The sequence below is a fragment of the Rhodopirellula maiorica SM1 genome (assembly GCF_000346295.1).
Classification (GTDB): Bacteria; Planctomycetota; Planctomycetia; order Pirellulales; family Pirellulaceae; genus Novipirellula; species Novipirellula maiorica.
This window is the reverse complement of record NZ_ANOG01000390.1, coordinates 1-6292: the sequence shown is the minus strand read 5'-3', so window position 1 is coordinate 6292 and position 6292 is coordinate 1. Positions and strand designations below refer to the sequence as shown.

Genomic DNA, 6292 nt, shown 5'->3' with positions numbered 1-6292 from the left:
TGTAGGCGGCCCACTTGAGCCGTTGATTTGGATGCAGATTGTCGACATTCTTGAGCGTATCCCACGCACCGTACATAGCACGGAAGTTGTAGTCTCGCACCCATTCCATGTCGTGGATCGGATGCTTGCCGGAACCACTTTCCCAAAACCAGCGGCCGAGATTGGCGATAGGCCCTTGCCCGCCAGGCCACTGCCCAACGTAGTCCTTTCGGCCTGGAAATCTCAGGTTCGTCATGTCGATGGCCCACGGGCACCGCGGAAACGGTTGCTCGTCGGTTGTTACCTTGAAATCAAAGGACCATGGATCGAGATCCTTGCAGAGGCACTTCAGTTGTGGCTCATTATGCTCAACCGCACCGACACTCCATGGGTTTGTCGTTCCCATGTTGCCACGCTCCATCACTTCATTGTCGGCGCCTGCCAGTGCGCCGATCACGCCGTCGCCAGTCGAGTCAACAAAGAACTTGCCACGCACGATCACGCGTCGCCCTGTCTCGGTGTGTTGAGCAATCACACTGTGAATATGACCGTCGGTCTCATCCGTCGGCATCTTGGCGTCGATCATGATTGCACGATGATTCAGCATCAAAGTGATATTCTTCTCGGCGCGAACGATGCGTTCCTTTCGAGCGTCGTTGTATTCCTTGCCATCGATTGCCATCGCCTGACCTGGTGGATGAGGCGGAATCAATTCTCCAACGATGTCACCCACGTGCGGAAAAGGCTTCAGGTTGATGTGTCCTTCAGGCCAGACGCGGACTTCGCTGCTGCCGTTACCGCCCAGAACCGGACGGTCCTGGATCAGCGCGACCTTCAAACCTTGCCTTGCTGCCGACACACTGCATGTAGTGCCTGCAACACCGCCGCCGATGACAACAAGATCGAATTCACCGGCGTCTTGCGGCTCGCGATCCCAGCCAAGTAACCTTGATCGCAGGCTTGCGAGTTCTTCTCCGCCATCAGGTGGTTGAAACGATGTATCTTTGCAAAAGAGAATCGCGTCACAGCGGCCCTCGAAGCCAGTCAGGTCATGCAATGCAATTGCGGCAGACTGACCAACGCTGACTTTGCCTCCGTCCTGCCAATGCCACGGATCGCCTTCAATTCCAAACGTTATTTTCAACGGCTTACCGTCGATCAGCAGTTGGAAACGCCCGGGCGCACCGGGCACCTTCCATGGAGCCACCCAGTCACGGGTCCGAACCCAGACTCGGTACTCACCCGGTTCAGCAAATTGGACTTCTCCGGAGGCGTCAGGGACAGGTTCACCCAAGCCATGAGCAAGCAGATACGGCGAGCCCATTTGATCCATGAACTGTTGGTCTACTACCCAGCCACCTTTTTCAGGCAACGATTCGGTTTCAACTAGGACGAGTTCATCCGCGTCCAGTCCGCTGACAAAAAAGAGACCCAGCAGGGCTAGAAATAAACGTTTGAAATAGATCATATTGACAAAGCTATCGGAGGTTATCGTTCGGACTGTAATGGATTGATGGTAACGAAATTGGGCTATTTCTTTTTCAGCGGCCAAGGCTGTACGCCGTGTTCGTTCGCCCAGTCGGTGTACAAGTTGGCCAGCTCTGTCACTCGGCGCGGATTGACAGAAGCCAAGTCGTGCTCCTCGAAAGGGTCGTCCTTCAGGTTGTAGAGTTCCCAAGATTTTTTGCGAAGCGACACCAGTTTCCAATCGCCAACGCGCACGGCGCGATTGCCTTCATGTTCCCAGTACAACACTCGCGATGAATCAATTTTCTTACCATCGATCAAAGACAGAAAACTCGTCCCTTCCAAAGGGCTGAACGACTGGATTTGCTCAAGACTTGGTTGCGAAACGCCAGCCAATTCCGCGCAAGTTGGCAGGATGTCCATGATGTGCGCCGGAGCATTGATTCGATGGCCAGTCCGCTTCAAACCGGCGGGCCAGTGGAAGATCAATGGAGTCAATACACCGCCTTCGTGAACCTGTGTTTTTGCCATGCGGTAAGGCGTGTTACTGACGTTAAACCATTTCCCGTAGGAAGCGTTGCTCCGACGACTGCCGATCTCTTCCTGAGGTGTCTTGTTGAATCGTTGAGCGCAACCGCCGTTATCGGACAGAAACATCACGACGGTGTTTTCGCTAATTTGCTCCTCACGGAGAGCTTGCATCAGCCGGCCTACGTTTTGATCAAGACAGTCTACCTGAGCGGCGTAAACCGCCATCTTCAACGCTTCCGTTTCTGGGTTTTTTACGGTGGACCAATCCGGACAGGTGGTCGGTGATGGAGACTCTCGGTTTGACACGAGGCCAAGTAATCGCTGTTTCTCAAAACGCGCATCTCGAATGGATTGATAACCGACTTGATACATCTGGCGATACTTCTCGATATCGGACTCCTTGGCTTGCAGCGGAAAATGCGGAGCAATGTATGCAAGATAGAAAAAGAACGGTCGCTGTTTATCTCGTTTGTTACGAAGAAACTCGATTGCTTCGTCGGTAAAGCCATCGGTGGAATACCAACTCGATCCCGGTTCGATCTTGTCACCATTGCGAAAAACCGGCCGGTCATAGAAGGGCGACGGATAAAAGTACAAACCACCACCGGTTGGCGTGCCGAAGAATTGATCAAACCCGCGATGATCGGGCCACTGATGGCGAGCTTCTCCCACATGCCACTTTCCCGACATCGCGGTTTGGTATCCCGCCGATCGAAGCAATTCAGGGAGGGTCACAAACTTGTCACTGAGCGACTGTTGATACTCTGGAAACCTACTCTTGGTGTAGGTCATGTGCCCCAACCCTACGTCCCATTGATATTGTCCAGTCAGCAAACAGGCTCGTGATGGGCAACAGCGAGACGTGTTGTAAAAGTGCGTGAACAGCACTCCGCGATCGGCCATCGCATCCAAATTCGGAGTTTCAATCTCGGAGCCCGTGCATCCTAAATCGGAATAGCCCATATCGTCGGCCAGGATGACGATGATATTGGGCTTTGTTGGTCTACCCAGCGAATCCGCTGCCATCAGCTGTGGGCAAACCAACAATGAAAACCAAACGAGGTGGATGGTAATGTCGAATGTTTGCATTTCGCTATTTCACGCTCAATCGGAGAGTTGGAGCCGGTAAGTTTGGATGACGTTTGCTTGCGAATCCATGAACGTAAGACTCGCCCGCATCTCCGACTGTTTCGGGAATCAAGATCATCGTAACTTTCGCGTTTTCGTCATTGCTCAAGAACTCAACCAATGCGTCACCCGAAATCTCGAAACTCCCCTCGGGATTCGATTGTGGGACAGTGAACCTGCCGAGCAAAACCACACTGTCTTGGTCGACCATCAGCTGATCGCCATCGTTCGCAGGACTATTGAGCCAGTCGATATCAGCAGAACTCCATTCGTCTTGCGATTCATCCGTGACCCCGTACACAGCGAACCGGGCATCCGGCATCATGGTCGCAAAGCCCCGGTTCGTGTACACGCCTTGCAGCTGCAGCGCTGCGCTAAGGATTTCAGCCTCCTTCACGGTCGATAAATCAAAACGCATGAATGCCTTTCGACGCCAAGGCGCATACCATTGACCTGGATTTGATTTAGCGGGCTTTTTCACCAAAAGTGCGATTTCAGACGGTTTGCTTGGAGCCACATCCCCCGCCGCAACATAAGCATCATCGCCATCACCAAAGGCGGTTGAGATATGCACCGGCACTCCGACTCCAGAAGCCTTGGGTGGACTGATCGAATTGTCCGGTCCTACTGGCGCTAGCGAATCGGCTGACGCTCGAATTCGTTCATTTTCACGAACAGAAGTCTCTTCGCGAGTCTGCAGATGATTCACATCGACTCTTCCCTTGAAGACGGACAGATCTGACGTTCCCGATGGAGCGACATTGACTCCAAACGTCGTTCCGCGATCAATGAAGATTGCGGTCGGAGTTCGAATCACAAAGCCTTCGCCACCCTGTTCGACGTTGGCAACCACGCGACCACCGTACAATAAGCACTCATCCTCATCAACGATTTGAAGATCAACGCGACCCTCGAGCGTCACGTTGACATTGGGAAAACGCAACGTTGCAATTCCATTCTTCAAACGCAGTCGTCCAGCTCCGATCGGTTGCCCCTCCGATGTGGCAACCGTGCATTCACCCCACCGACAAGCTTCGGATGATGTGATCATTGCGAACTGACTTGCCGAGTCGTCCTTTGCGAGAAGGCCGGCGAATCCCAACGTGACTAGGACTGCGGTTGCAAGTGAGAGCACGTAAGCAACTGACCTGCGCCAACTTCTTTTCTCTTGAACCAGAAGATCACGCTGTGATTCAGTCGGTTGAACCGTTTGGCCTAGCGGTGATCCCAAGCTCGAAATGGCATTCCACTTCAGTGACGCCTGCTGATGGGCGTGTTCCGCGTAATCGCGACGCATGGCGTCGTGATCAAGAACGAACGATTCCAGCAGTTTGACTTCCTCCTCGGCGATTCGTCCATCGAGGGCGGCATCGCGAAGTCTCTTATACTCGCCCCAGCTATCTTTAGTCATGTCCTCTGTACTTTCATGGTCAGGTCCACGCATTGATGTAAAGATTCACGGATACGACTCAACATACGATAGATTGCATCTGGCGAACGCCCAAGTCGCCCAGCGATCAGGCCAATCGACTCTTCTGCGGAATATCGCTGCCGGATAAGCTCGCGATGGTGATCCGGAAGTTTCTCGACACACGCTGTGAGTGCTGTGGCACGCTCATCAAGAACACTCGCGTTCTGATCTAGCTCGTTTGCTACGGATTCCAAAAACTCGTCGCTGAAAACCAGCCGTTGACGCCCTCGCTTCGTTCTCCACGCTCGAACTTGATTGAACGCAATCGTGCATGCCCAAGCGCCAAAATTCGTGCCAGGTGTGAACTCCTCAAACTCACGCCAACATATCATGCACGTCTCCTGAAACAGGTCATCCACGTCCTGCCCGGAAGGCAACAGACTATTGAGGTACAAGAAGATCGTTCGCTGATGCGTCGCAAGCAGACTGACAAAATCCTCGGTTACTTTCGTCATTGCCAATGTTCATTTGCTTCTCTTGGATCTTCTATCCCGCCAACGCCCTTCACCAATTCCCGACGCCGGCTAATTGGTGACGTGCAAAGATAGAGCGGTCGCTCGCAAAATCGGACACGCCGAACGGCAGATTATTGCAAATAATGGCCCAAAACGAAAAACTGATAAAACTTCGAAAAATGCGTCCAATTCAAAACGGAACCGCTCTATCAGTCCAGAACGGCATCTATCCTGCCGTCGAACAACGTCTTATTTCGATTCTCAACGTCTTATTTCGATTCTAAAGGACAATTCAGATGAGAAGGCAAAACTACCCCCGGCTTCACCCTAGTCGAATTACTCGTGGTGATAGCAATAATCGGCGTCTTGGTCGGGTTGCTACTGCCTGCCGTTCAGGCTGCACGTGAAGCTGCTCGTCGGATGTCATGCAGCAACAACTTCAAACAACTCGGACTGTCGCTTCACAACTATCACGCTGCATACAAGCAACTACCGGCTAATGGCACTGGCACCGATGCGGGTATTAACGGCAACGGCCAGCGAAAATCATCCGACGCAACCAACGGCGGAAGCCTAAGCGCGTTCTCCGGTTTATTGCCATTCTTCGAAGCACAATCGCTCTGGGAGCAACTTTCAAATCCTCACATGCCGGAATCAGGTGAGTCTCCAACCGGCATCACCGCCGCGGGTACATGGCAGGCGTTCGGGCCGGCTCCCTACATCGATCTAAACTCCTATGACCCGTGGCAAACCGCAATCCCCTCCCTGCGCTGCCCATCCGATCCCGGACAATCCGTAATTGGTGTCGGCCAAACCAACTACTCATTTTGCTTTGGCGATGCAATCCTCCGTATCGGGTACGAACCCACCTAAACCTATGCCGACCGTGCTGCGTTCCGCGGAGTCTTTCAGCGACAACGTGGACGAAAGTTTCGAGATATCCTGGACGGCCTTTCCAACACGATCGCGATGGGTGAGGTTGGCACTGACCTTGGCGACCGCAGCATTGTCGGCAGCGTCGTTGACCGGAACTATTTTCCGAACAACGCGAATATGGGCTCGGATCTGTCAATCTGCACGGATCTTATTGACCCAACACGGCCGCAATTCTTTTCGCCCGACCCGGACCCGACACTGATGGCGACGGACACTTCACGCGGGGGGCGTTGGTTTAATTCGCACCTCATGTATCACGTCATTCAACACCGTCCTTCCTCCCAACTCGCCAACCTGCGCGATGAGATGGGGACTCGCATGGCAA

The 6292-nt window shown here is 53.1% G+C and carries 4 protein-coding genes and 1 pseudogene; 1 reads left to right on the top strand and 4 read right to left on the bottom strand.

Annotated elements, in window-relative coordinates:
- The 4 genes from RMSM_RS12610 to RMSM_RS12595 form a co-directional block, all read right to left on the bottom strand.
- Positions 1 to 1447: FAD-dependent oxidoreductase (locus tag RMSM_RS12610; protein WP_040766133.1), on the bottom strand; the 1447-nt coding region annotated here is incomplete at its 3' end.
- 62 nt (positions 1448 to 1509) lie between these two features.
- Positions 1510 to 3066: an arylsulfatase gene (locus tag RMSM_RS12605; protein ID WP_008696334.1), complete on the bottom strand. Its 1557-nt coding sequence runs from the start codon at positions 3064 to 3066 to the stop codon at positions 1510 to 1512.
- 4 nt (positions 3067 to 3070) lie between these two features.
- A complete protein-coding gene (locus tag RMSM_RS12600; RefSeq protein ID WP_008696333.1) occupies positions 3071 to 4516 on the bottom strand; it encodes a DNRLRE domain-containing protein in 1446 nt (481 codons plus the stop codon).
- The gene (locus RMSM_RS12595) at positions 4513 to 5031 is read right to left on the bottom strand and encodes a sigma-70 family RNA polymerase sigma factor (protein ID WP_052031611.1); all 519 of its coding nucleotides are present in this window, start codon (positions 5029 to 5031) and stop codon (positions 4513 to 4515) included. The genes RMSM_RS12600 and RMSM_RS12595 overlap by 4 nt, the downstream gene beginning before the upstream one ends.
- A 342-nt stretch (positions 5032 to 5373) precedes the next feature.
- Between RMSM_RS12595 and RMSM_RS38455 the strand changes: the two are divergent.
- A pseudogene (locus tag RMSM_RS38455) lies at positions 5374 to 6292 on the top strand (DUF1559 domain-containing protein); the annotation flags it as partial.

Coding starts and splice junctions, on each gene's coding strand:
- RMSM_RS12605 (WP_008696334.1), bottom strand. CDS start 3,066: ATGCAAACATTCGACATTACCATCCACCTCGTTTGGTTTTCATTGTTG.
- RMSM_RS12600 (WP_008696333.1), bottom strand. CDS start 4,516: ATGACTAAAGATAGCTGGGGCGAGTATAAGAGACTTCGCGATGCCGCC.
- RMSM_RS12595 (WP_052031611.1), bottom strand. CDS start 5,031: ATGACGAAAGTAACCGAGGATTTTGTCAGTCTGCTTGCGACGCATCAG.